The 24,288-nt window shown below is 71.4% G+C and carries 22 protein-coding genes; 12 read left to right on the forward strand and 10 right to left on the reverse strand.

Features of this window, described 5'->3' with window-relative positions; genetic code table 11:
* The first annotated feature begins 76 nt into the window (after positions 1-76).
* Together ACIQ8J_RS22135 and ACIQ8J_RS22140 are read left to right on the forward strand one after the other, a co-directional pair.
* A complete protein-coding gene (locus ACIQ8J_RS22135; protein WP_403273923.1) occupies positions 77-2,284 on the forward strand; it encodes a hypothetical protein in 2,208 nt (735 codons plus the stop codon).
* A gap of 35 nt (positions 2,285-2,319) precedes the next feature.
* Complete coding sequence (locus ACIQ8J_RS22140) at positions 2,320-3,225, forward strand: hypothetical protein (protein ID WP_403607932.1); 906 nt, start codon at positions 2,320-2,322, stop codon at positions 3,223-3,225.
* Positions 3,226-3,306: 81 nt separating this feature from the next.
* Here ACIQ8J_RS22140 and ACIQ8J_RS22145 read toward each other — a convergent pair whose 3' ends face one another.
* Positions 3,307-3,723, reverse strand: a complete 417-nt coding sequence (locus ACIQ8J_RS22145; RefSeq protein WP_403273926.1) for a DUF5997 family protein — start codon at positions 3,721-3,723, stop codon at positions 3,307-3,309.
* 58 nt (positions 3,724-3,781) lie between these two features.
* On the opposite strand from ACIQ8J_RS22145, the gene ACIQ8J_RS22150 reads away from it, so the two are divergent.
* Positions 3,782-4,558, forward strand: a complete 777-nt coding sequence (locus tag ACIQ8J_RS22150; RefSeq protein ID WP_403273927.1) for a LysR substrate-binding domain-containing protein — start codon at positions 3,782-3,784, stop codon at positions 4,556-4,558.
* An 81-nt stretch (positions 4,559-4,639) separates the two neighbouring features.
* On the opposite strand, the gene ACIQ8J_RS22155 is transcribed toward ACIQ8J_RS22150, so the two are convergent.
* A complete protein-coding gene (locus ACIQ8J_RS22155; protein ID WP_403273929.1) occupies positions 4,640-5,233 on the reverse strand; it encodes a helix-turn-helix domain-containing protein in 594 nt (197 codons plus the stop codon).
* Between the two features lie 81 nt (positions 5,234-5,314).
* Here ACIQ8J_RS22155 and ACIQ8J_RS22160 point away from each other — a divergent pair, with 81 nt between their 5' ends.
* From ACIQ8J_RS22160 to ACIQ8J_RS22170, 3 genes are all read left to right on the forward strand, one after another.
* Positions 5,315-6,379 carry an NAD(P)/FAD-dependent oxidoreductase gene (locus ACIQ8J_RS22160; RefSeq protein ID WP_403273931.1) on the forward strand — a complete coding sequence of 355 codons (1,065 nt, stop codon included), beginning with the start codon at positions 5,315-5,317 and terminating at the stop codon, positions 6,377-6,379.
* A gap of 112 nt (positions 6,380-6,491) precedes the next feature.
* Positions 6,492-7,583 carry a hypothetical protein gene (locus ACIQ8J_RS22165; RefSeq protein ID WP_403273932.1) on the forward strand — a complete coding sequence of 364 codons (1,092 nt, stop codon included), beginning with the start codon at positions 6,492-6,494 and terminating at the stop codon, positions 7,581-7,583.
* A 72-nt stretch (positions 7,584-7,655) separates the two neighbouring features.
* The gene (locus ACIQ8J_RS22170) at positions 7,656-9,305 is read left to right on the forward strand and encodes a GMC oxidoreductase (protein ID WP_403273933.1); all 1,650 of its coding nucleotides are present in this window, start codon (positions 7,656-7,658) and stop codon (positions 9,303-9,305) included.
* A gap of 44 nt (positions 9,306-9,349) precedes the next feature.
* On the opposite strand, the gene ACIQ8J_RS22175 is transcribed toward ACIQ8J_RS22170, so the two are convergent.
* Together ACIQ8J_RS22175 and ACIQ8J_RS22180 are read right to left on the reverse strand one after the other, a co-directional pair.
* Entirely contained in the window at positions 9,350-9,829 is a 480-nt protein-coding gene (locus tag ACIQ8J_RS22175; RefSeq protein WP_403273934.1) for a carboxymuconolactone decarboxylase family protein, read from the reverse strand.
* Complete coding sequence (locus ACIQ8J_RS22180; protein WP_403273935.1) at positions 9,829-10,908, reverse strand: dihydrodipicolinate reductase; 1,080 nt, start codon at positions 10,906-10,908, stop codon at positions 9,829-9,831. The genes ACIQ8J_RS22175 and ACIQ8J_RS22180 overlap by 1 nt, the downstream gene beginning before the upstream one ends.
* Before the next feature lie 192 nt (positions 10,909-11,100).
* Between ACIQ8J_RS22180 and ACIQ8J_RS22185 the strand changes: the two genes are divergently transcribed.
* Positions 11,101-12,135, forward strand: a complete 1,035-nt coding sequence (locus ACIQ8J_RS22185) for a sphingomyelin phosphodiesterase (RefSeq protein ID WP_403273937.1) — start codon at positions 11,101-11,103, stop codon at positions 12,133-12,135.
* 28 nt (positions 12,136-12,163) lie between these two features.
* Here ACIQ8J_RS22185 and ACIQ8J_RS22190 read toward each other — a convergent pair whose 3' ends face one another.
* From ACIQ8J_RS22190 to ACIQ8J_RS22200, 3 genes are all read right to left on the reverse strand, one after another.
* Positions 12,164-13,066: a carbohydrate-binding protein gene (locus ACIQ8J_RS22190; RefSeq protein WP_403273939.1), complete on the reverse strand. Its 903-nt coding sequence runs from the start codon at positions 13,064-13,066 to the stop codon at positions 12,164-12,166.
* 146 nt (positions 13,067-13,212) lie between these two features.
* Positions 13,213-13,986, reverse strand: coding sequence for a class F sortase (locus tag ACIQ8J_RS22195; RefSeq protein WP_403273940.1), 774 nt, complete (start codon positions 13,984-13,986; stop codon positions 13,213-13,215).
* Positions 13,973-14,566: a hypothetical protein gene (locus ACIQ8J_RS22200; protein WP_403273942.1), complete on the reverse strand. Its 594-nt coding sequence runs from the start codon at positions 14,564-14,566 to the stop codon at positions 13,973-13,975. Before ACIQ8J_RS22200 ends, ACIQ8J_RS22195 begins: the two co-directional genes overlap by 14 nt.
* A gap of 228 nt (positions 14,567-14,794) precedes the next feature.
* Here ACIQ8J_RS22200 and ACIQ8J_RS22205 point away from each other — a divergent pair, with 228 nt between their 5' ends.
* The gene (locus ACIQ8J_RS22205; RefSeq protein WP_403273943.1) at positions 14,795-16,009 is read left to right on the forward strand and encodes a cytochrome P450; all 1,215 of its coding nucleotides are present in this window, start codon (positions 14,795-14,797) and stop codon (positions 16,007-16,009) included.
* Between the two features lie 122 nt (positions 16,010-16,131).
* Positions 16,132-19,314: an amidohydrolase family protein gene (locus ACIQ8J_RS22210; RefSeq protein WP_403273944.1), complete on the forward strand. Its 3,183-nt coding sequence runs from the start codon at positions 16,132-16,134 to the stop codon at positions 19,312-19,314.
* 71 nt (positions 19,315-19,385) lie between these two features.
* Here the strand turns inward: ACIQ8J_RS22210 and ACIQ8J_RS22215 are convergent, their stop codons facing one another.
* Positions 19,386-19,676 carry a hypothetical protein gene (locus tag ACIQ8J_RS22215; RefSeq protein ID WP_403273946.1) on the reverse strand — a complete coding sequence of 97 codons (291 nt, stop codon included), beginning with the start codon at positions 19,674-19,676 and terminating at the stop codon, positions 19,386-19,388.
* A 187-nt stretch (positions 19,677-19,863) separates the two neighbouring features.
* Here ACIQ8J_RS22215 and ACIQ8J_RS22220 point away from each other — a divergent pair, with 187 nt between their 5' ends.
* From ACIQ8J_RS22220 to ACIQ8J_RS22230, 3 genes are read left to right on the forward strand one after another with little or no spacing between them, the layout of a single operon-like run.
* Positions 19,864-20,541 (forward strand): ABC transporter permease, encoded by a 678-nt coding sequence (locus ACIQ8J_RS22220; RefSeq protein ID WP_403273948.1) that lies wholly within the window; start codon positions 19,864-19,866, stop codon positions 20,539-20,541.
* Positions 20,538-21,212, forward strand: a complete 675-nt coding sequence (locus ACIQ8J_RS22225) for an ABC transporter permease (RefSeq protein WP_403273949.1) — start codon at positions 20,538-20,540, stop codon at positions 21,210-21,212. Before ACIQ8J_RS22220 ends, ACIQ8J_RS22225 begins: the two co-directional genes overlap by 4 nt.
* Positions 21,209-22,147 carry an ABC transporter substrate-binding protein gene (locus tag ACIQ8J_RS22230; RefSeq protein WP_403273951.1) on the forward strand — a complete coding sequence of 313 codons (939 nt, stop codon included), beginning with the start codon at positions 21,209-21,211 and terminating at the stop codon, positions 22,145-22,147. Before ACIQ8J_RS22225 ends, ACIQ8J_RS22230 begins: the two co-directional genes overlap by 4 nt.
* A gap of 24 nt (positions 22,148-22,171) precedes the next feature.
* Here ACIQ8J_RS22230 and ACIQ8J_RS22235 read toward each other — a convergent pair whose 3' ends face one another.
* Positions 22,172-22,846: an esterase/lipase family protein gene (locus tag ACIQ8J_RS22235; protein ID WP_403273953.1), complete on the reverse strand. Its 675-nt coding sequence runs from the start codon at positions 22,844-22,846 to the stop codon at positions 22,172-22,174.
* A 184-nt stretch (positions 22,847-23,030) separates the two neighbouring features.
* Positions 23,031-24,191: an ABC transporter ATP-binding protein gene (locus ACIQ8J_RS22240; protein ID WP_403273954.1), complete on the reverse strand. Its 1,161-nt coding sequence runs from the start codon at positions 24,189-24,191 to the stop codon at positions 23,031-23,033.
* Positions 24,192-24,288: the final 97 nt, after the last annotated feature.

The following is a 24,288-nucleotide window of genomic DNA, read 5'->3' on the forward strand; positions in this document are numbered from 1 at the left end:
CTGCTAACTCGATCTCCGAATAGCTGTGTTGACGCTGCGTCAGCCGCCAACTAGCGTTGCTGAACGGGTGAGTTGATTGCATCGGAACGAGAATCCTCCCGGTCGTGAGGGTGAACGCGCGGCGCCGCCGGGCGGCGACTTCGCGGCCCTCCTGTCCCTCCCGCCGGAGAAGCTGCGGCGGCACCCTCGGATGCTGTACGCCCGGCGAGCGGGCGAGGCGTCGGCGAGGGCGCTGGGCTACGCTCACGGCGGCGTCTCGCAACGCTACGACGACCTCGCCTTCCGGTACGAGAGCGCATGCCCCGAGCAGCCCTACGCGACCGTCGAGACCCTCGCGGGCCTGGCCGAGCAGGAAAGGCGCCGGGAGCGGCTGCGACCGCCGGACGATCTGGCCGAACTCGCCGCGCAGCACGATTACTTGACGCACCGTCGGCTCGTGCCGCCCGACGGCCGCGCCCGGTACGGCATCGAACGCGGCCTGCTCTACGTCATGGCGGAACGCGACGGCGAGGTCCTCGGCAGGTTCCCGCTGGGGCTGCCGAACCGGACGCTGGACGCGCTCGCCGAACCGGCCGACCTGCGCCCCCAGCCCACCGACTCGATCCGGCCGCACCTCGCCGAATCGCTCTGGCTGCCCCTGGACGAGCTCATCCGGGGCGGCCGGTTCCTTGAGATGAGGGAGGCGGCATCCCGGCTGGCCGTCGGCGTCCACGTCGGCCACCACCACGTGTTCGTCTCGCACCGCTGGCTGAGCACCGCGCATCCCGACCCCGAAGGGGTGCAGGCGCGCATCGTCGCCTGGCATCTGTTCGCCGCGCTGTGCGAAGCGGTACGGGTCGCCCACCGGCGCGGACTGCACACGCCCCGCAGAGTGGCCCGCGTCCTCAACGCCCCGGTCGGGGCGGCCGGTTCGGACCTCGTGGAGTCCCTCGTGGTGGGGGTGCTCCGAACTGCCCTGGATCAGGCGGCACTTGACGCCTTGGCCCAGGAAGTGGACCGCGTCGATGCGGACGCCGTCGACCAAGGCGCCGCGCACGCCCGCGACGACGCCGGGCTGAGTCGGCTGCACGGTCTGCTCGGTCAACTGCCCGGACTGCGACCCCTGCTGGCCAGGATCCGGCTCTGGTACGACTACAGCTGCGTCCCGCAGGCTCCCCGCACCCCCGAGGAGGACCTGCGCTTCCGGCGGACCCTGCGCTCGCTGCCCCTGTTGCAGTGCGCCGGGCGCACCCTGGTGGTGCTGGACGACGTGGCGGACTACCTGGGCCGGGCCTGGTGCAGCCTGGAGGCCGCGACGGCACTGGTGAACACGGTCAGCGGGCGCCCCGACGTGCTGCCCGCCACCGAGTCGGCGCGGCGGCGCGACCCGGGCGCCGACGCCGACGTACTGGAGCGCCTGGTCCTCGACCGCCAACTCGTCATCTGGCGCGGTCTGTTGGACACCGAGGTGTTCCGCCTCCAGTCGCGCGATGGGTGCCTGCGGCGGCTCGGCCTGTCCATGGCCGACCCGGCCGACCTTCCCCACATCTACGACGGCATGCTCTCCGTCGCGGTACCGCCGGGCCGCCGGAGTCCGCATTCCCTGGTCACCGGGGTGTTTCCGCTGCCCGTGATGGGCCGGGGAGACGTCCTCATACCGTCGCCGGACTACGGCGGGAACCTGCCCGTCGACGGCGAACCACGGACGCGGACCATCGGCACACTCGACTGGTGGGGCGCGCTCGACCTCCGGAGCTACGCACCGGAGGGGCACGGTGACGGCCGGGCGCCCGACGCGCCACCGTACTGGCAGCTCCCGGCCCGGCCGGACCGACGGCCGGTCTGCCACGTCGCGGTCGTCGCGGAATGCGAGGGAGAGGCCGTGCTGATCTCCTCCTGGGTACGGCAGCGGTGCGAGGAACTGGAGAGGCTGCTGGGCGTGCGGGTGGGTTCGGGGAGCTGGACCGCGGTGGACCCGGTTCCGGTGGGCCACCGCGTGGACGGCCGACTGGGCGTGCGCAGCGTCGACGCCGATGTGTGGGTCCTCGTGGGGAAGTCCGGTCCGGTGGCGAGCGAAGTGGGCCAGGCGCTGGGCAAACTGCTGGGCGAGGCACGCATCCCGGCGGTCACCGTCTCTCTGAACCGTTACGCGGAGAACGTGTCGCAGATCGTCGGCGACGTGGCACCCGGTGAACCGCCGTGTGCCGTCCTCGCCGGGTGGGAGAGGGTGCCGGGCCACCCGGCCGGGTTGCTGTACATGCACCTGTACCGCCACCTCCTGCAGCCGGAAGCCCCGGTCGCGTGAGCGCCGCGCGCCGGGGGCGGTCCGCGGACGGCGATGTGAAACGTGTGCTGGGCGCCCTGGACGCCGCCCATCGGGCGGGTGACGATGCGAGGTTCCGGGCGCTGTGCGAGCAGTACGCCGTCGTTCTGGACGCAGGCCGGGAAGAGTGGCTGCGGGCTCCGCAGCACGTGGCGGACGCCTTCCGGCAGAGCCCGGAACAGGCGCGGCCCTACCTCCGGATGATCCTGCGGGTGGCCCGGGAACTGGACGCTCTCGGCCATCCCGAGTCGCTGCGCCGGCTCGCGGGAGCCGAACGTCCGGGAAGCCCCCAGGAGAAGGTGCACGAGGCGCAGTTGCTGGCCGAGGACGGGGAGCAGGAGGCCTGCGAGGCCCTGCTGCGCGAAGTGCTCGACGAGTTCACGGGGGACAGCGGCTGGACGTCGGACATCCACGGCAGGCTCTGCGACTGCGCCGCCCGACGGAACGACCTCGACACGGCCATCGCGCACGCGCGCCAGGCGCACGCCTTCGCACAGCAGGCGGGAGGACGACGCGTCGCGGACACGGCCACGAGTCTGGCGGCCCTGCTCGCGGCACGCGAACTGCGGCTCGGCACACCCGACGGAAAACGGCTGGGCGCCTGCCGGGAGACCCTGACACGCGCGCAGAAGCTCAGCGACCGAGCACGGTTCGCGGAGAGCAACCGCCTCCTGCGCGAACTCCTCACCCAGGCGTCGACCTGGCCCCGCGACGCGGCGGCACAACGCCACCTCGGCAAGATCTACGGACTGATGGGGCTCAACCACTTCTACGCGGGCGATCGCGACGAAGCGAGGGCATGGACGGAGCGGGCGCTGCACGAATGCCGTCGGTGCCGGGACACCGTGGGTGCTGAGATCTACCGCGCCAACCTGGAGGAGATCGGCCGCGCCGATCCCCCGCCCATCGCACGGCGCGGCTGACCAGCGGCACGATCGCCGGTCAGCGGCGCTTGCGTACGTCCCCCGAAGGTGTCGTACGCCCCCATGGGTGCCGGTGGAGGGTCAGGAGCGGGGAGCGCGGGGCTGGTCGGCCTGCTGTGCGCTCTTCTCCTTGTTCTTCTCCTTGATGCGCACCGATTCCTTGCGGACCTCGGCCTGGGTGGCGCGCTCCTTCTGCAGCCACTCGGGGTTGTCCTGCTTCAGCGTGTCGATCTGCTCGGTGGTGAGGGCCTCGGTGACCCCGCCGCGGGCGAGCCCGGCGATGGAGATGCCCAGCTTCGCCGCGACCACCGGCCGGGGGTGCGGGCCGGTGCGTCGCAGGTCCTGGAGCCACTGCGGCGGGTCGGCCTGCAGGGCGTTCAGCTCGGTGCGCGAGACGACACCCTCCTGGAACTCGGCGGGGGTGGCCTCAAGGTACACACCCAGCTTCTTCGCCGCGGTCGCGGGCTTCATCGTCTGGGTGGTCTGGTGCGACGTCATGGGGTCAAGAGTAGCGAGCATGTGCGATACCTCCGACCACGACCGGTAACCTGGCGGAGTGACAGGCTCGCAAGAACCCCCATCGTTCCGGCTCGCCTACGTTCCGGGTGTGACGCCGAGCAAGTGGGTGCGGATCTGGAACGAGCGGCTGCCCGACGTCCCCCTGACCCTCACCACGGTGTCCGCCGCCGAAGCCCCCGACGTCCTGCGGAGCCGTGGCGCGGACGCGGGGTTCGTGCGGCTGCCGATCGACCGTACGGATCTCAGCGCGATCCCCCTCTACACCGAGACGACGGTCGTCGTGGTCCCCAAGGACCATCCCGTGACGGCGGTCGAGGAGGTCTCCGCCGAGGACCTGGCCGACGAGATCCTGCTGCATCCCCTCGACGACACCCTCGACTGGGAGCGTCCGCCGGGCCTGCCCGCGATCGAGCGGCCCGCCACGACGGAGGACGCCATCGAGCTGGTGGCGGCGGGAGTCGGACTCCTGATCGTCCCGCAGTCGCTGGCCCGCCTGCACCACCGCAAGGACCTCACCTACCGGCCCGTCACGGGCACGCCCGAGTCGCGGGTCGCGCTGTCGTGGCCGGAGGAGGAGACCACCGATCTGGTGGAGGAGTTCATCGGGATCGTCCGCGGACGGACCGTCAACAGCTCCCGCGGCCGTACGCGGACTCCGGAACAGCCGAAGCAGAAGCGCCCCGACAAGGGCGGCGCGCAGCGCAAGCCCGCGGCCGGCAAGTCGACCGGCGGCAAGCCGACCGGCAAGAGCCCGCGCGGCGGCTCCGCCACCCCGAAGAACGCCAAGCGAGGCAAGCCCCGCCGTCGGCCGTAGCCGTCCCTGCCCGGTCGGCCGCGCTCAGCACGGCCCCGGTCAGGAAGATCCGGCAGCCGCCGATGGTGCTGAGCCGAGCGGTCAGTCGCCGGTGGGCTGGGCCCGTACGTGCATGCGCTCGCCCTGCGCCCCGTACAGGGAGAGGAACTCGACGGGCCGGTCGCCCGCGTTGGCGAAGCCGTGCGGGGTACGCGTGTCGAACTCGGCGGCCTCACCCGCGGTGAGGATCAGGTCGTGCTCGCCGAGCGCCAGCCACAGCCGCCCCGACAGGACGTACAGCCACTCGTAGCCCTCGTGCACCTTCAGCTCGGGCCGCACTCCGTCGGGGGCCTGCCGGGGCGGGACGATCTGCTTGTAGGCGTGCAGCCCGCCCAGGAACCGGGTCAGCGGTACGAAGGTCTGGCCGTGCCGGGTGAAGGGCTGCGGGTGGATGCGGGGGTCGCCGGTCGCCGGGGCCCCGACCAGCTCGTCCAGCTGCACCCGGTACTCCCTGGCCAGCGGAAGCAGCAGCTCCAGAGTCGGTTTGCGCTGCCCGGACTCCAGGCGGGACAGGGTGCTCAGCGAGATCCCGGTCGCCTCGCTGACCTGGGCCAGGGTGCTGCCGCGCGCTCGCCGCAGCGCCCGCAGCCGCGGTCCCACGCCGGTCAGTACGTCGGTGAGGTCGTCTTGGGCCATCCCTCCATTTGCCACAACGGCAACCAACTTTGTCAAACGGGAAGGGCCGGGAGCAGCATCGCGGCATTGGAGGTGTCGCACATGAACGAGCGAACGGAACACTCGATGAACAGCACGCCCGAAGGCGGCCGTCAGCACTACGACGCGGTGGTGATCGGGGGCGGCGCCGCCGGACTGGGCGGGGCGCTGACCCTCGCGAGGGCGCGGCGCTCGGTCCTGGTGGTCGACGCGGGGCAGCCCCGCAACGCCCCGGCCGACGGCGTTCACGCCTATCCGGGACGCGAGGGCACCCCGCCCGCCGAGCTCCTCGCCGACGGCCGCGCCGAAGTACGCGGCTACGGAGGGGAGTTCATCAGCGGCAGCGCGATCGCGGCCGAGCGGCTCGAAGGCGGCGGTTTCCGGGTCGCCCTCGCCGACGGCGGCGAACTCCGCGCGCGCCGGCTCCTGGTGACCACGGGCATCGTCGACGAACTCCCCGGAGTCCCGGGACTCGCGGAGCTGTGGGGCACGGACGTACTGCACTGTCCGTACTGCCACGGCTGGGAGGTGCGCGACCGGGCGATCGGGGTCCTCGCCACCGGACCGCTCGCCGTGCACCAGGCCCTGCTGTGGCGGCAGTGGAGCACGGACATCACGCTCTTCCTGCACACCATGGGCGAACCCGACGAGCAGCAGTACGAGGAGCTCGCCGCCCGGGGCGTCAGTGTGGTGGCCGGCGAAGTGACCGCGCTGGAGGCGCGCGACGGCCGTCTGCACGGAGTACGCCTCGACACCGGGAAGGCGATTCCCCGTCAAGTACTCGTCGTATCAACGAAGTTGACCGCACGGGCGGAGCTGCTCGCCTCGCTGGGGCTTGAGCCCACCGATCTGGAGATGGCCGGGCAGGTGATCGGCAGCCGCATCGACGCCGACGCGAGCGGCGCGACCGCCGTACCCGGAGTGTGGGTGGCCGGCAACGTGGCCAACCCGACCGATCAGGTCATCGCGGCCGCCGCGGCGGGGGTGCGGGCCGGGGCGGCCATCAACGCCGACCTGATCGCCGAGGAGACCCGTCGCGCCGTCGCCGCCCGCCGGGCGCCGTTCTCCGCACACCTTGAGCGCGAGGTCTGCGAGGTGGTCCTGGGCGACCGTCGCCACGGCCTGTGACCTGCGGCCCGGCCCGCGGGGTGCGTCCCGCCCGGTGCTGACGGCACGTAATCTTCCTGTGGCCGGGCGAGGGGCAGGGCCCGGAGGCGTACCGGAAAGGAACACAGTCGCGGTGAGAGCAGTGTTCGGCGTCGTCGGCGCCGTCCTCGTGCTCGGGATCTTCTCCTCGGTGCTGCGCACCCTGGTGATTCCCCGGCCGACCCGGTCCAGCTTCACGCGGCTCGTCCAGCGCTCGGTGCGCTGGCCGTTCCAGCGGGTGGCCGACCTGATGCACGGGGCCGAGGCCAAGGACCGGGTGCTCGCCCCGGTGGCGCCGCTGTCCATCGTGGTCACCCTGATGGGCTGGCTCCTATTCTTCATGATCGGCTACGGACTGCTTGAGGCGGCGGTGAGCGGACTGGGGCTGCGGGACTCGCTGACCGAGTCCGGCTCCTCGCTCTTCACCCTCGGCTTCGCCACCAGCAACAGAGTGACCCTGAACGCGATCGACTTCTGCGCGGCGGCCACCGGGCCGATCGTGATCGGCCTCCAGGTCGGCTATCTGCCGACGCTGTATGCCGCCTACCAGCGCCGCGAGACGGAAGTGACCCTGCTCCAGGCCCGCGCGGGCAGCCCGCCCTGGGGGCCGGAGATCCTCGCCCGGTACGCGCAGGTCGAGCTGGTGGGCAGCGTCGGCGAACTGTTCCGCAACTGGGAGCGGTGGAGTGCCGAGGTGGGCGAGAGCCACACCACCTACCCGGTCCTCATCCACTTCCGGTCCCCGAAGGCGACCCGCAACTGGCTGATCGCCCTCCTCGCGGTGATGGACGCGGCGGCACTGCGGCTCGCCTTCAACCCCTCGCAGCCGCAGTCCGAGGTGCGGATGGCGCTGCGCGCGGGTTTCGTGTGCCTGCGCGACATCGCCGACACACTGGGCATCCCCTACGACCCCGACCCGCATCCGGACGGCCCGCTGGAGCTCGGCTACGCGGACTTCCTGGCGGGGGTGGAGCGCATGCGGGAGCAGGGCTATCCCGCGGAGCGCAGCCCCGAGGAGGCGTGGCCGCACTTCCGCGGGTGGCGGGTCAACTACGAGGCGCTCGCCCAGCGTCTCGCGCGGGACATCGACGCCGTGCCGGCCCCGTGGTCGGGGGCGCGGCGCACGCCGGTCGCCATCCGTACGCCGGTCACTCCGGTCGACCGCAGGCCGCCGCAAGTTACCTAGAGGTTTCTAGTGACTTATCAAGCCAGCGCCAGTAGAACCTGTTCTCACTCCATCAAGAGTGAGGAATGTCACATGAGTGACACTACCACGCATGACCCTGGTTCCCAGGGGGTTTCACGCCGAAGATTCATTGCAGGAACTGGTTCTATTTTGGGGCTTGCGGCTGTCGCCGGTCCGGCCACCGCTGCCCATGCGCGGACCGTCTCCCGCACCGCCGCTCCGATCGGCGACGGGGCCCATGTCCCGGCCCTGGTGATCGGTACCGGATACGGCGGCTCCGTCGCCGCGCTGCGGCTGGCGCAGGCGGGCGTCGACGTGCAGATGGTCGAGATGGGCATGGCCTGGGACACCCCCGGCTCCGACGGCAAGATCTTCTGCAACACGACCGCCCCGGACTACCGCTCCTACTGGCTCCGTACCAAGACCAAGCAGCCGCTGAGCAACTTCTTCGGCATCCCGATCGACCGGGACATCCCCCGCTACACCGGGATCCTGGACGCCGAGGACTTCAGCGGCATCACCGTCTACCAGGGCCGCGGCGTCGGCGGCGGTTCACTGGTCAACGGCGGTATGGCGGTCACGCCCAGGCGTGAGAACTTCGGCGCCATCCTCCCGTCGGTCGACCCCGACGAGATGTACAACACCTACTATCCGCGCGCCAACGCCGGGCTCGGGTCCGGCCTCATCGACCCGGCCTGGTTCGACACGGTCGACTGCTACCAGTTCGCCCGTGTCGGCCGCAAACAGGCCCAGCGCTCGGGCTTCCCCTTCGTCTTCGTGCCCGACGTGTACGACTGGGGCTACATGAAGCAGGAGGCGGCCGGAACCGTCCCCAAGTCGGCCGTCGCGGGCGAGATCCTGTACGGCAACAACTACGGCAAGAAGTCGCTCCAGAAGACCTACCTCGCCCAGGCGAAGGCGACCGGCAAGGTCACCATCTCCCCGCTGCACAGGGTCACTTCGGTCGCCCCGGGTCCGAGCGGCGGCTACACCGTCGTCATCGAACAGCTCGACACCAACGGCGATGTCACCGCCACCAAGACCGTCACCTCGGACAAGGTGTTCTTCGCGGCGGGCAGCGTCGGCACCAGCAAGCTCCTCGTGAAGCTGAAGGCCACCGGCGCACTGCCCGACCTCAACGGCGAGGTCGGCCGGACCTGGGGCGACAACGGCAACGTCATGTGCGGCCGAGCCAACTACCTGTGGGATCCGACCGGCGCGGTCCAGGCGGCCATTCCCTGCGGCGGCATCGACAACTGGACGGCCGGCGGCGCGTTCGCCGAAGTCGCGCCGCTCCCCACCGGCATCGAGACGTACGCCTCGTTCTACCTGTCGATCACCAAGAACCCCAACCGCGGCACGTTCTCCTGGAACCCCACGACCGGCCAGGTCGACCTGGACTGGCAGACCGCCTGGAAGCAGGCGTCCATCGACATGGCCAAGACGATCTTCGACAAGATCAACGCTACGGAGGGGACGATCTACCGCACCGACCTCTTCGGCGTCTACAAGATCTGGAACGACACACTCACCTACCACCCGCTGGGCGGCGCGGTCCTGAACAAGGCCACCGACAACTACGGTCGCCTGTACGGCTATCCGGGCCTGTACGTCATCGACGGCTCGCTGATCCCCGGCAACACCAGCGTCAACCCGTTCGTCACCATCACGGCACTCGCCGAACGGAACATCGAGAAGATCGTCGCCACCGATCTCCGGTGACGGCACGACGCAGGGGGCCGCCCGAATCGCCGGGCGGCCCCTGCTCACTGCGTGGGCAGCACGCACACGGAGTCGAGGCCGAGCACATGGTTGAGCCGGCCGAACGCCAGCCAGGAGCCGATGCTCATGCTCAGCTCCACGATCTCGACCTGGCTGTAGTGCGCGGTCATCCGGGTCCAGAACTCCTCGTCGAGGCCGTGGTGGTCGAGCGCGTACCGCTCGGCGTACTCGGCGGCCAGCCGGGTCCGGTCGTCGAAGTCCTCGGTGCTGCGCCACTCGGTGACCGCGTCGGCGAAGCCCTCCTCGACCTTCTCGCCGTCCCGGTCGGTCCGCCAGTCCAGGCAGAACAGGCACCCGTTGATCTGCGCGATCCGCAGCCGCGCCGCCTCGAACTCCCGCAGTCCCAGGGTCGTATGGGCGTACACCGAAAGGGAGAAGTTCGCGGCGGCCATGCCGATGCCGGGAACCATGTCGCCCCACACGTACCCGATCGGCTCCTGGCCCTGGGGGATGTCGATCCTCATCATTGCTTCCTTCCGAGTCTGCCGACTGCCGGGCGCAGTGGGACGTCGAGCGCGTCGTAGAGTCCGGGGTCCGCGGCCACCAGCCAGTCGATCGCGTTCACCAGACGGCCGACGGCGGTGGCGTTGCCGCCCGCCGACCGGTTCTCGCCCTCGTCCGTCGCCTCGACCGTGACCTCGATGCGCGGGCGTCCCTCGATGACCACCCGGTGGGCCCCGTCGCCGCCGGCGGGCGGCACCGGCCAGTCCGGTGCGCAGGACGCATGGATGCGGGTGACGTGCTCGATGACGATGCGCGGTTCGCCCGCCACGATGCCCCGCACCTCGAACCGCACCGCGCCCTGCGTGCCGGCGTCGAAGGTGCCCATGGTCCGGGTGCTCACCGTCGTGTCGAGCGCGCGCCGCTCCACGGTCTCGCGGATGTCGTCCACCTCGCAGCCCAGCGCCCGCGCCATCAGCCGGATCTGCCCGCCCCACACCATGGTCGGAACGGACGGTGCGAGCATCAAGGGCTCGTACTCCATCGGCTGCCCCATGCCGACCAAGTACCGGACCGACTCCTCCTGTTCGTACGTGGAGTAGTCGAAGATCTCCTGGCAGCGGATCGCGTCCACCGTGGTGCCGAGCCCGCTGATCAGCAGCGGCAGTACGTCGTTGCCCCAGCCCGGGTCGACGCCGGAGGCGAACAGGGATCCGCCGCCTTCTGCGACCGCGGCGAGGACCGGGTCCCGGAATTCCGGCGGAGCGCCGAGGCGGTCGTAGAGCGGATACAGCGCCGGGGTGACGACCACGGCTCCGGACCGGACCGCCCGGGTGACATCGGCGAGCGCCTCGTCCGGCCGGATGTCACCGGACGCCGCGTACACCACGGCCCGGGGTCCGGAGGCCAGCACGGCCTCCGTGCAGTCCGTCGCGAGGACCCCCAACTCGTATGCCAGCCCGGCGAGTTCACCGGCGTCCCGGCCCACCTTCGCCGGGTTGTGGACGAGCACGGCCGCGAGTTCCAGCGCCGGATGGGCCGCGACCGCGCGTATCGCCGCACGGCCGACATTGCCGGTACCCCAGACAACCGTGGAAATCATGCGCGGAGGGTAGCGAGCGGGCCCAGAGGTTCCTAGTGGCGTGCCCGGAAAATGTGCGGCGGGACGCCCCTCGATGATCGCCGGGACATCTGGTCGCCATGGATGGGTCAGCCGCAGTTCTTCCGGATGTACTCGCCAGTAGCTACAGTTCCGCCGTTCCCCCACCGCAGAGTGACCATCAGGAGCCCTCCCATGCGCGCGCCCAAAACCGCCTCCGCCCTCACCGCCCTCACCACGGCGGCCGCCCTGGCCGGGGGCGCGGTCCTGCTCGCGCCGACCGCCGACGCGGCCGACGGCGCTCCCACGCTCTCGGTCTTCGCGTGGAACGTCGACCTGGGAACGGCGATCGTCGACTCGACGCAGAACGAGAAGGCGGCCCAGCGCACCCCGGTCATCGAGTCGATCATCCGGCAGCACAGCGCGGACGTCGTGGTCCTGGACGAGCTGTTCAACCACACGTCCACCGACGACATCTCGGCCAAGCTCGCCGACCTCTACCCGTACCGCACCCCGGTGGTGGGCCAGACCTGTTCGGGCGGCGGCTGGAACGGCGTGAGCGGCAACTGCTCCAACTCGTGGTTCGTGATCAACGGCGGGACGATGATCCTGTCCAAGTACCCGATCACCGCCCAGTACGCCCATGTCTTCAGCAACTCCACCTCCGGCACCTGGGACTACAACGCCAACAAGGGCGCCGCGCTCGCCCAGATCGACAAGAACGGCACCAAGGCATGGGTGGTCGGCACCCACCTCCAGGCCGACCAGTCCAACACCTCCACCGACACCACCCAGAAGACCCGCCTGGGCCAGCTCGGCGAGATACGCGACTGGGTGAACGGGGTCGTGGGCGCCTCGGCACCGGTGCTGATCGGGGGCGACCTCAACGTCGAGTACACCCACGGCCAGTCCCGCGGCGATTTCACCAACTCCCAGTCCGCCGTGGGCGGTTCGCTCGGCACTCCGGCGGCGGGAGCCGCGCCGACCACCATGGACTGCTCGGTGTCGGCCTGGTGCCAGTACATGGCCGATGTCGAGACCTTCCCCAAGGACTACCGCGACAACCTGGACTACCTCGGCTACCTCAACGCCCCCGGCCGCCCGGTGCCTTCCGCCCTTCCGGACGTCACGGCCGACTTCGACCCGCAGGCCGGCTGGGCGCCGGGGCAGCTCGACACCCGCTCGCCCAGCGACCACTACCCGGTCGAGGCGACCTTCCAGCTCGGCTGACCCCCGGGCGCGGAAAGGGGCGCGGCGACTACTGGCGTACCGTCCAGTGGTCGTCGGCGCCCGCCTGGATGAAGCGCAGCTGCGGACACAGGAAGTCCTGGCCCGAGGGATTCTGCTCGGTCCACGGCGAGTCGGCCGGGCTCGCGGGCTTCCAGGCGCCCTGGCTGCGCAGCTCTATGGCACTGCTGTCGAAGACGGTGTTCTGGGCCTCGGTGCAGTAGTACCCCACCCCGGTGGAGGGGTTGACGCTCGCGTAGATCTCGAACATGTCCCAGCCGTGGTCCAGCCCGCTCTGGTCCTGCCCGGACTGGCGGTACAGCAACTCCCATTGTGCGGAGCGGTAGTTGTAGAGGTAGGACGACCACTGGTTGCCGGACCCGCTGTCGCGCGCCAACTGGACGCTGTAGGCGAGTCCCGAGCCGGAGGGCTGGGTGTACTTCGCCTTGAAGTCCGCGTCGATCGGGACCGTCTTGGCCGGTCCGCCCGATCCGCACCAGTCCCAGGCCCATATCTCGTTGCCGCTGTTCCAGTAGGCGGTGACCACCTCCATGCAGGAGTTCTGCGCCTTGGTGGTGGGTGCGTAGGTGAAGTTGTCGGCATTGCTCACCCGGTAGTCCGGGTCCACGGTGTGGGTGGCCGTGATGCCGTCGTGGGTGCCGGGCTGGGGGAATATCCCCCACCAGTTGTGCGTGGGATCGGCCGCCGCTGTACGGAACTTGGTGGCGCGGCCCTTCTTCAGCGCCTGGACGGCGCGGTCCCTCGCCGGATTCCGGTCCGGCGTGCGCGCCCCGGCGACCGTGCCGCGGTGGGGAGCGTTGGGGGAGGGTGCCGCGGTGGGGCGGGCGGCGGCGGGCTCGGCGCTCTGCATCGCGCCGAGCCCCGCGGCGGCGGTGAACAGGGCTGCGGCCAGGGCGGTTCTGCGTCTCTTCATCTGGCTCCTCCAGGACCGTGCGTCATGGATGTGACGAGGGTGGGGGGTGGAGCACGGCTCCCGGCGCGTGGGTGTGGCGCTGGGGAGCCGGATGAGCGACTAGTAATGTCCATGTCATTGACGACCGTGTCAATAACCGCGCGCTGTCACTGCCTCCCCAAAGGGCGCTTTCCGGCCGCGAGTTGGGAGTGCGGGGCGGGGCGCACCTGGCTCAGGTGGGCGAAGACGACGAGGTTGCTCTCGTAGCCGGTCTTCGGGCTGAACTTGCCGCCGCAGGTGATCAGCCGGAGCTCCGGACGGCCTGTCGGACCGTACACCTCCTGGTCGGGGAAGCGGGCTTTCGCGTACGTCTTGACGGTGTCCACGGTGTACACGGCGACCTGGCCGTCGGTGCGGCGGGCCTCCACCAGCCGGCCGGGGCGCAGCGTACTCAGGGAGGCGAAGACGGCGGGCCCGGTGCGGGTGTCGCGGTGTCCGACGGCGACGGCCGTGCCCAACTCGCCCGGAGACGGGCCCTGTTGATACCAGCCCACCACCTTGGCATCGTCCACGGGCGGGGTGGTCAGGCGCTGTTGGGCGTCGAGCCCGAGGGCGACGATCGGCGCCTTGATGCCGAGGTACGGCACCGCGAGCGAGACCGCGGGGGACGGCGGCAGCGGATGCGGCGCCACCGGGCTCGGGGACGCCGGGCTCGGTGGCGCCGGGCGCGGGGACGCCGGGCCCCGGCTGTCGCCGAACGGCGCGGAGGCCGCCTCGACGTCGCGGGACCCGGCGCCGACGACGGCCGCCGGGGCGGGCTCGTCGTCCTGGGCCCACCAGACGCCGCCCACCACCAGGGACAGGGTCAGAGCCGCCGTCCTCGTCAGGCGGTAGGCGCGCGTCCGGTGCCGGGTGGTGGGGGCGCGTCTACGCTGCGCCATCGGGGCGGCGGCGGAGTCGGCGGATGTACAGCACTCCGGCCACCGAGACCAGTCCCACGCCCGCCACGGCCCCGGCCTGCGGGATGCCCGGCGTCTCGGCGAGACCGCCGCCGCCCGCGTGCACGCCGCCGTGCGGGGCACGGCCATTGGAGATGGGGGTCCCCGCGCAGTCGACCGAGAAGGCCTTCTCCTTGCCCGCGCCGTTGTCGCCGATGACCCTCCAGACGACCTTGTACTGCCCGTCGGGCAGCGTCAGCGGCAGGGTGTGTCCGACGCCGATCGCGAGCGTGATGGCACCGGACAGGGTGGCGCCGCCCACCCTGGTGGGCTGGGTGCTGATGTCCCAGGTGACGCCCTGGGCGACATCGAAGTTGAAGGCGTCGAGGTAGAAGCTGCAGACCCTCGGTTCGTTGCGCAGGTCGGTGAAGGGCGTCCCCACCGCGTGGATCATGATGTCGCCGTTGTCGCCGGGGGCGGCGAGAGCGGCCGGGGTACCGGTGAGGGCGGTTGCCGCGACGGTGAGCGCCGTGACGGCGGTGGCACGCGTGCGTGCGCGAGGGGAGAGTGCTGGGGCAGGCATACGGTTTCCTCTGATTCGAATGATGGTCATACAAATCGGTCGTTGCCTGACTCTCTTTTCACGCCCGCGCCGTGCCGCGGCGCCGCCTCGCCGAGAAAGCCGTCGGATATCACCCGTACGACCCACACAACCCCCGTCGTTCGGCGTGAGGCTGCCGCTGAGCATGCGACTCGGCTGAACGTATCGTGGGCTTTCGACCCGCCCGCTCGACCAGCCCAAGGACCCCGTGTGAACCAGCCCGCCTCGGACCAGAGCCTTCCGCAGCCGTTCGACCGCGACCACTTCGCCGATCCGTACGCGACGTACGAGCGGCTGCGCAAGGAGGGGTCCGTCCATCGCATACGGCTGCCCGACGGGTCGCCGGTGTGGCTGGTGCTGGGGGAGGAGCACGTGCGCGCGGGGCTCGCCGACCCCCGGCTCTCGGTCAACAAGGCGCACGCGGGCAACGGTTACCAGGGGTTCTCGCTGCCACCCGCGCTGGACGCGAACCTCCTGAACATCGACCCCGACGACCATCTGCGGCTGCGCCGGCTCGTCTCGAAGGCCTTCACGCCCCGCTACGTCGACGGAATGCGGCAGCGGATCGAGAGCGCCGCCGGGCGGCTCGCGGACCGCCTCGCCGAACGGCTTGAGGCGGACGGCTCGGCCGATGTGGTCTCCGCGTTCGCCAACCCGCTGCCGCTGACGCTCATCGGCGATCTCCTCGCCGTGCCCGAAGCGGACTGGCGGGCCTTCTCGGACCGGGTCAACACCATGCTGGATCCCGGGAGTTCGGGTGAGCTGGTCGAGGCGATCCAGTACATCCACCGCTTCCTGCTCGACCTCGTGGCCGCCCGCAGGGCCGAGCCCGGCGACGACCTGCTCTCCGAACTGATCGCCGCGCGCGACGAGGGCGACCGGCTCAGCGAGGACGAACTCGTCTCCCTCGCCTTCCTCATCCTCATGGCGGGCAGCGAGAACACCCAGCACGTCATCAGCGGCGGGCTGCTCGTCCTCCTGAACCACCCCGGGCAACTCGCCGCGCTGCGCGCCGACCCGAGTCTGATGCCGCAGGCGGTGGAGGAGCTCCTGCGGTACGTCAACCCCAACCAGATGGCGATCCGCCGCTTCCCGACCGAGCCGATCGACATCGGCGGTGTCACCGTCCCGGTCGGCGACACCGTCCTGCTGTGCCTCGCCGCCGCCCACCGGGACCCGGCACGCTACGACGACCCCGAGCGGTTCGACATCCACCGCGCGGACACCGCGCACCTCGCGCTCGGACAGGGCATGCACTACTGCCTCGGCGCCGCGCTGGCCCGCATGCAACTGCGCACCGCCCTCGGCACGCTGGTGCGGCGCTTCCCTGGGCTGGCCCTCGACTGCCCCGCCGATCAGCTCGCATGGCGTACCTCGTTCCGGTCCCACGCCCTCAAGCGGCTGCCCGTCCGGTTGGGCTCGTAGGGCCGGCCGAGAGGCCCGGCTCAAGTACGGGAATTATTCGAGGGGTTGACGGGGGGTCATACCTGTTTGGCGTGAATGGCGGTGTTGCCCCTGCGCCGCACGGTGCGCGAGCGTGCTGTGTCATGGATCGTGACCACACCATTGCCGCCGCTTTCTCCCTCTCCCGCCGCCAACTGCTCGCCGCCGCGGGCGCGGCCGGGGCCGTCACCGCCGTCGGTGCCGTGCCCGCACTGGCCGGATCGCGCACCGGTCTCTCGCTGTCCTTCACGGCCGCCACCAACGGTTCGGCGAGCCCCGCGCCCGCGGGGGACCGGCTGATCGCCGAAGTCCAGGACGTCCTGTGGTCGGTGCCGCGCGGCGGCGGCAAGGCCGAACCCCTCACTCCGGCGGGGCTTGAACCCACCAGGCCCGTGCACGCCCCGGACGGCGCGCTCATCGCGTTCTGCGCGTACAAGGGCGGCGGCTATCACATCTGGACCATGCGGCCCGACGGATCGGAGGTGCGCCGGCGCACCGACGGCCCCTGGGACGACCGCGGCCCCGCCTGGTCGCCCGACGGCACCCGCATCGCCTTCGCCTCCGAGCGCGGCGGCGACCCGGTATCCGGCAGCCCGTACCGCATCCACGTACTCGACCTGCGCACCGGCCAGTTGACCCGAATCACCGGCCTCCCCGGACAGGACGGCCCCTCGCAGGACGGCCCGTGGGAGGACTTCGACCCCACCTGGTCGCCCGACGGCCGGCGGATCCTGTTCGTGCGGGGCACCGCCGTCAGCACGCCGTTCGGACTCGGCGTGGACGCCAAAACCGTCGCCTCCGTTGCCGCCGGGGGATCGGGCGCCGTTACCGTCGAGCACACCGAGACGGAGAACGCCCAGGTCATGACCCCGGCCCTCGACCGCGCCGGTCGCCGACTCGCCTATCTGCGCACCACCGCGGCACCGAACGCGTCCTGCACGCTTGTGGTCGACGGCAAGCCCGTCCCGGTCACCGGGGACCTCGCCCCCGTGCCCCCGCGCTGGACCCCCGACGGCGAACTGCTCCTCACCGTGGACGGCCGCTTCACATTCGTACGCCCCGAGAATCCGTCGGACGCCGAGACCGTCCGCTTCGACGGTGTGCTGCCCGTCGACCGGCCGCGCTACCGGGTCAAGTCGTACGACCTCGGCGAGGAGCGGGTGCGCCCGGTGCGCGGCATCCACCTGCCCGCGCTCTCGCCCGACGGCACGCGCATCGCGTTCGCGGCCCTCAACTCGCTCTGGATCGCGGACACTTCGGGTTCCCGGCCGCCCCAGCGGCTGCGCCAGGCGGACCCCACGCGCTATCTGCTCGGCCCGGTCTGGGCGCGCGACGGCCACTCGCTCCTGTACGCCGACGACCGCGACGGGCTGCTCGGCATCTACCGGCGCGACCTCGCCACCGGCGAGGAGAGCGCGCTCGCGACGGGCGGCCGGGTGCACCCGGCGCTCTCACCGGACGGACAGCGGCTCGCCGCCATCGACATGACCGGCCGGCTCATCGTCCGCGACCTCGCGAGCGGTACGGAACGCGTCCTGGTGACCCCGCTCGGCGGCGGCGGGCTGCCCGGCCGGCCCAGTTGGTCGCCCGACGGCCGCCACCTCGCGCTCTGCGACCGCAACCGCCTCAACCTGCGTTTCCGCGAGGGCTACAACGTCATCCGGGTCGTCGACACCGTCACCGGCACGGACCGGCTGCACGCCGTGGCCCCGCACGTCTCCATCGCCGACCGCTACGACTCCGGGCCCGTCTGGTCGCCCGACGGCCGCTGGATGGCGGTCATCGTGGAATCCGCGCTGTGCCTGCTGCCCGTCGCGCCCGACGGCACCCCGCAGGGCCCGCCGCGCACGCTCACCACCGAACCCGCCGACCACCCCTCCTGGTCCGGCGACTCCAGGACGCTGCTCTATCTGTCGGGCACCCGGCTGCGGCTGATCGGCGTCGACGGCGGCGCCGCGCGCACCGTCCGGGTACCCCTCGACCAGCGCAGGCCCGCACCCGCCGACACCGTGGTGCACGCCGGACGGCTCTGGGACGGCACCGGCGAATCGGTTCGCGACGACGTCGACATCATCGTCCGCGCGGGACGGATCACCTCCGTCGAACCGCACCGCAAGCGCGGGTCGGCGCGGTACGTCGACGCCTCGGACCGCACCGTCGTCCCCGGGCTGTGGGACACCCACACCCACCCGTGGCAGAGCACCTACGGCGGCCGCCAGACCGTCGGCCAGCTCAGCTACGGCATCACCACCGCCGTGTCGCTCGGCGGTTTCTCCTACGAACAGGCCCGGATCCGCGAGGCGGTGGCGACCGGCCAGCTCGCCGGGCCCAGGCTCTTCACCACCGGGGAGCTGCTCGACGGATCCCGGGTCGCCTACAGCATGGGCCGCGCCCACCGCACCGAGGACGGGCTGCGGCGCTCCCTGGAACGCGGCGCGGCCCTCGACTGGGACTTCGTCAAAACCTATGTCCGGGCGCCCAGTTGGGTCATGGAGCAAGCTGCGCGCTTCGCCCACGATCGGCTCGGCGTGCGGTCCGGAAGCCATCTGCTCTCGCCGGGCGTCCAGGTCGGCCAGGATCTGACGACCCATCTGCTGGCCACGCAGCGCGCCGAGTTCGGGCACGCGACCAGCGCGACGGGGCGCGCCTACGAGGACGTCCTTGAAATCTACACGGCACACGGAATCAACTTCGCTCTCGTCGTGACCCCGTTCACCTCGACGCCGCTGGTCGGCGCCGACCCCGCGCTCGCCGACGACCCCCGGGTCACCGCCGTGATGCCGCCGTGGGACTCGGCGGCCGTACGGCAGTCGGCGGGTGTTCCGCCCACCGCGGCCCAACTGGCCACGCTGCGCGCGGAGACCGACGTCTACCGCCGGGTCCTCGAAGGGGGCGGCCTCGTCGCCCTGGGCACGGACTCGCCGCTCGTCCCGGTCGGCCTCTCGCTGCACCTGGGCCTGCGCGCCCTGCACCGGGGCGGGCTCTCCCCGGCGGCGGCCCTGCGCACCGCGACCGTCCTTCCGGCCCGGCTGTTCGGGGCCGACGGGGACCTCGGCACGGTCGAGCGCGGCAAGCTCGCCGACCTCACGGTGGTCGACGGCGACCCGTTCACGGACTTCGACACCCTGGTGCGCACGACGGGAGTGTTCAAGGCAGGCGTGCCGTACACGACCGCCGATCTGGTGGCCGCGTTCCAGCCGCACGAGCGGCACGCGGCGGCCTCGGCCGACTGGCTGGAAGTGGGGCGCCTGATGCGCCGCGACGGATGCTGCGACCCCGGCGTCTGACGCACCTACGGGTCCGGGTCACTCAGGTGGCCCGGCCCGGCCGTCGCGGGACGCCGGGCGGGGCGGACGGGTCAGCCAAGGGCGGCCAGACCCTTCTCCAGGTCCTCCGCATTCATGACCGGAGAGCAGTAGACCTTGGCGCCGAAGTCCAGGAAGAACGGCTCGGCGGCCTTCGGCATGGCCGACGGGTCCGCCAGATCGAAGATGATGTACGCCGTACGACAGCCGTTCTCGGCGGTGAAGTAGGCGGCCTCGGGACGCAGGGCCTCCAGAGCGGACTGCATCGACTTCTGCATGGTCCCGTTCCGGATGGCTTCGTTCGACTTCTCGGTGTCCAGCTCGGCCCGCAACAGTACGCGCACGAAACTCACCCCTTCCCGACCGGGCGGGTGCTTTCGACGCACCGGTGACTCCCGGCCGCGCATACCCCAAGGGTCCCGCTTTCGCCGCACGACCACAATGCGAGCGGCCGACGGTGCGGCTGCCCGCTACGCCCGAACAGCCCACCACCACGCGCGGCCGCCGGCCGTGCCGGGCTCCAATGAACGGGTGACCGCGCCCGACGACTGCCTCGCGCACAACGACTGGATCTGCGGCGCCTACCTCTCGACCCGGAGCCAGATCCTCTGGGACGCCGTCCTCCAGCACCTCCGCCTCACGGCGGTCTCCGTCCTGCTCGGCCTGGTCATCGCCGTGCCGCTGGCCGTCGCGGCCCGCCGCTGGCGCTGGGCCGCCGGTCCGGTACTCGGCGTGACGACGGTCCTCTACACCATCCCGTCGCTGGCCATGTTCTCGCTGCTGCTCCCGCTGTACGGGCTGTCCGCGTCCATCGTCATCGCGGGGCTCGTGCTGTACTCGCTGACCCTGCTCGTACGGAACATCCTGGCCGGACTGCGGGCCGTCCCCGAGGACACCCGGCAGGCGGCGCGCGGCATGGGCTACGGACCGGTCAGGCTGCTCCTGGCCGTGGAACTCCCGCTCGCGCTGCCCGCCGCCATGGCCGGACTGCGCATCGCCACCGTCTCCGCCGTGTCCCTGGTGACGGTCGGCGCCATCGTCGGCTACGGCGGTCTCGGCAACCTGATCTACGCCGGGATGAACACCTACTTCAAGGCACAGGTGCTCACCGCCTCCGTACTGTGCGTGGTGATCGCCGTCGCCGCCGACCTGGCGCTGCTCGGCATCCAGCGGCTGCTCACCCCGTGGACCAGGGCGGCACCGGCGTGACCACCCTCTCCGACGCCTGGTCGTGGCTCACCTCGGCCGCCCACTGGTCGGGCGAGAACGGCATCTGGCACCGGCTCGGCGAACACCTCTGGCTCACTGCGGTGTGCCTCGTCCTGAGCTGCCTGATCGCGCTGCCCGTGGCGCTCGTGCTCGGCCATCTCGGCAAGGGCGGGGCGCTCGCCGTCAACCTCTCGAACATCGGCCGGGCGGTACCCACCTTCGCCGTCCTCGTACTGCTCCTGCTGACCCCGCTCGGCAAGCACGGCGAGTGGCCGACCATCGTCGCGCTGATCCTCTTCGCCGTACCGCCGCTGCTGACCAACGCTTACGTCGGCATGCGCGAGGTCGACCGCGACGTGGTGCGCGCGGCCCGGGGCATGGGCATGACCGGACGCCAACTCCTGCTCCGCGTCGAGCTCCCCCTCGCTCTGCCGCTGATCCTCACCGGGGTGCGGATCGCCGCCGTACAGCTCGTCGCCACCGCCACGCTCGCGGCCCTCGCGGGCGGCGGCGGGCTCGGCCGGATCATCACGGCGGGCTTCAACCTCGCCTCGACCCCCCAAGTCGTCGCGGGCGCCGTGCTCGTGGCGGTCTTCGCGCTCGTCGTCGAGGCGGTCTTCGAGGCGGTCCAGCGGTTCGCGCCGCACTGGGCGAGGGGCGGGTGCGAATGAGGGCGCGCCTATTGCCGGCCGCGCTCGCCCTGACGGCTGCCGCCGCCTGCACCACCGGGCCGAGTCTGGAGAAGCAGGGCGCGGTCACCGCGCCGCCCGGCGACAGCAGACACCTGACGATCGGCTCGGCCGGATTCACCGAGAGCGATCTGCTCGCCCAGATGTACGCCCTGCTCCTCGGCAGGGCGGGCTACGGCACCAAGATCCTCTCGGTCACCAACCGGGAGATCTACGAACCCGCCCTGGAGAGCGGCCAGATCGATGTCGTGCCCGAGTACGCGGCGACCTTCGCGGACTGGCTGAACGCCAAGGCCCACGGCCCGAACGCCAAGCCCGTCGGCTCACCGGACCTGGACCGCACGATGACGGCCCTGCGCGCCCTGGCCGCCCCGCGCGGTCTGACGGTCCTCGACCCGGGCCGGGCGGTGGACCAGAACGCGTTCGCCGTCGCGGCGGCCTACGCGCAGCAGCACCGCCTCACGACGCTCAGCGACCTCGGCGCGGCGAAGCTCCCCGTACGACTGGCCGCGGGCGACGAATGCGTCCAACGCCCGTACTGCGAACCGGGGTTGAAGAAGACGTACGGCATCGACATCACCGCCGTCGACCCCAAGGGCGTCGGCACCACACCGGCCAAACAGGCCGTCCAGAGCGGTCAGGACCAGATGGTCCTGACCACCACGACGGACGCCACGCTCGGCAGCTTCGGCCTGGTGCTGCTCGCGGACGACAAGCACCTCCAGAACGCGGATTACATCGTCCCGGTGGTGAACCGCTCGCGGGCGGGCAGCGCGGGGGTGACGCGCGCCCTCGGTGGACTCAACAGCGTTCTGACCACGGCCGATCTGGCGTCCCTGAACGAGCAGGTGGACAGCTGGCGCCGACTGCCCGAGGGCGTGGCCAGGACGTATCTGAAGTCCAAGGGCCTGATCTGAGGGCGCGCCAATTGCCCAACTGACTTACTGCTCAAGAAAGTTGAGTACGCCCTGAGCCGTGGGGGCGTCCGTCAGGAGGTCGTTGTGGGCGAGGCAGCCCGCGTCGGTGTTGACGGCACCGGACAGCGGCACACTGCTGTTGGGCAGGATGAAGCCGTCGCAGTCCGACCAGAACGTGGCGTACTTGGCCGGCCCCGGTGTCTCGTCGCCGCTTGCCAGATTGCTCTCGACGTACGAGCCCGGAGTCATGTCCCGGCACCCCTGATCCCAGATCGCGCACGCCCAGGCCAGACTGGTCCCGTGGTTGGGCCCGCCCAGCGAGACCCAGTGCCGCACGACGGCCGCGCCGCCGCCGAACTTCACATACCAGCGGGTGGGGAGGCTGCCCTGGCTGTGCGCCACGATGTCCACTTGCGAGGCGCCGGTCCGGGCGCGCACCGAGTCGACGTACGCGGCGAACTGCCCGGCCAGGACCTCATTGGTCGACCGGGAGGAGTCGTACCCCCAGGCGAACAGCCGCCCGTCGGGGTAACCGGCCTGCTTGAAGCGGTCCTTCATGGTGCCCCAGACGCCGGGGTCGGCGTTGCGGCCGTGCACGAAGACGACGGGGACCGGAACGGCCGTGGCGTGGGCGGCAGGAGATGTGGCGAGTGCGCTGGTGAACAGGGCGAGCGCGGTGACGGTCACAGCGAGGCGCATGGCGGCTCCAGCGGGATGGGGGTACCGGATGGTAGCCAGGTGCATCGAGGAACGTAAGAGGATGAGGAGCGGGAAAATCCAGCCCCTCCGGCGTTCGAGGAGCGGGGTCTGGGGCGGAGCCCCAAGGGGCCGAGCCTATTCAGCCCTGCCGAACGGGCGGGCGGGCGGAAAAGTGCGCTCCCCCTCACGCGTCCGCGATCGAGTCGAAGTCGACCTCCGCCCGCGCCACCCCCAGCGCATCCGCGTCGATCGACCGCCGCAGCGCCTCGTGCAGCTTCGCCGGGGTGAGGACGCCGAGGAAGCGGGCGCCGTCAAGGACCGCCACCCAGCCCGCGTCGTACTGGAGCATCTCGCTGAAGGCCTGCTTGAGCGGGGACCCGACCGGCACCCACGCCTCCATGCGCCGCGCCAGGTCGGCGACCGAACCGGTGCCGGCCGGCGCGAGCTCGTCCGCCCCGACCCAGCCGTGCAGATCGCCCGACTCGTTGAGCACCACGGCCCAGCGCGCACCCTCCGCGCGCAGCCGGGCCGCGGCGGACCCCGCGGGCTCGCCGAGCCGGACGACCGGCGGCTGCTCCAGATCGTCCGGCTCGACCGTCGTCACCGACAGCCGCTTCAACCCCCGGTCCGCGCCCACGAATTGGGCCACGTACGGGGTGGCCGGCGCCCCGAGCACCGAGGCCGGGGTGTCGAACTGCTCGATGCGCCCGGCCCCGTACACCGCCATGCGGTCGCCCATCCGTACCGCCTCCTCGATGTCGTGGGTGACCAGGAGCACCGTCTTGCGCACGGTCGCCTGGAGGCCGAGGAACTCGTTCTGCAGCCGTTCGCGTACGACGGGGTCGACCGCGCCGAACGGTTCGTCCATCAGGAGGACCGGCGGGTCCGCGGCCAGCGCCCGCGCGACCCCCACGCGCTGCCGCTGGCCGCCCGAGAGCTGCGCCGGGTAGCGCCGCCCGTACGTCGCCGGGTCGAGGCCGACGAGGTCGAGCAGCTCGGCCGCCCGTGCCCGCGCCTTCGCCCGCTTCCAGCCGACCAGCGCCGGGACGGTCGCCGTGTTGTCGAGGACCGTGCGGTGCGGGAAGAGCCCGACCTGCTGGATGACGTAACCGATCCGGCGGCGCAGCTTCACCGGGTCGAGCGTGGCGATGTCCTCGCCGTCGACCAGGATCCGGCCGGCGGTCGGCTCGATGAGCCGGTTCACCATCATCATCGTGGTGGTCTTGCCGCAGCCGGACGGGCCGACGAGGGTGACCAGTTCGCCCTCCGCGACCTCGAAGGACAGGTCGTCGACGGCGTTGGTGCCGTCCGGGTAGACCTTGCTGACCTGCTCGAACCGGATCATGGATCCACGCTAGGAGGCGCGGGCCGGGCCCGCACCCGGGCGGGCCCGGGGGAGTGCGGGCGCCGGGCGGTCGACGCCCTCCGCCAGCGCTACGGGC

The sequence above is a fragment of the Streptomyces sp. NPDC094147 genome (assembly GCF_044764265.1).
Taxonomy (GTDB): domain Bacteria; phylum Actinomycetota; class Actinomycetes; order Streptomycetales; family Streptomycetaceae; genus Streptomyces.